1 pseudogene is annotated in these 406 nt (G+C 67.0%); it reads left to right on the forward strand.

What is annotated here, in order from left to right:
• Positions 1-50: 50 nt before the first annotated feature.
• A pseudogene (locus KVT32_RS28930) lies at positions 51-406 on the forward strand (hypothetical protein); the annotation flags it as partial.

Consider the following 406-nt stretch of genomic DNA (forward strand, 5'->3'; position numbering starts at 1 on the left):
AGCCAGGGGAGCCGCGTGGTTTCCATTGGAAGCTGGTAGCGGTGCTCCTGGTGTTGTGGCTGCTCCTGCACCTGGGCGCCTATGTCGTCCTGAAACGCGTGGCGCCGGGCGCGGGTCCGGTACCGCAGGAACTGGTGGTTGCCGCCAGCGCGATCCTGATAGCAACCTTTCTCTTCATGCTGTCGAGCGCGCTCAAGTCCAGCGTCCAGGTCCTGTTCGACCGCGGCGACATGGACCTGCTGCTGTCGTCGCCCCTGCCCTCGCGCAGCATCTTCACGGCCCGCCTCGCCGGCATCGTGCTCGGCGTTTCCGCCATTTACCTCTTCTTCCTGACGCCGCTGGCCCATGCGGGCGTCCTGCTCGGGCGATGGCGCTGGCTGGCGGCCTATCCGGTCCTGCTGGGCAT

This window comes from Achromobacter sp. GbtcB20 (assembly GCF_019091095.1).
Taxonomy (GTDB): Bacteria; Pseudomonadota; Gammaproteobacteria; order Burkholderiales; family Burkholderiaceae_B; genus Achromobacter; species Achromobacter mucicolens.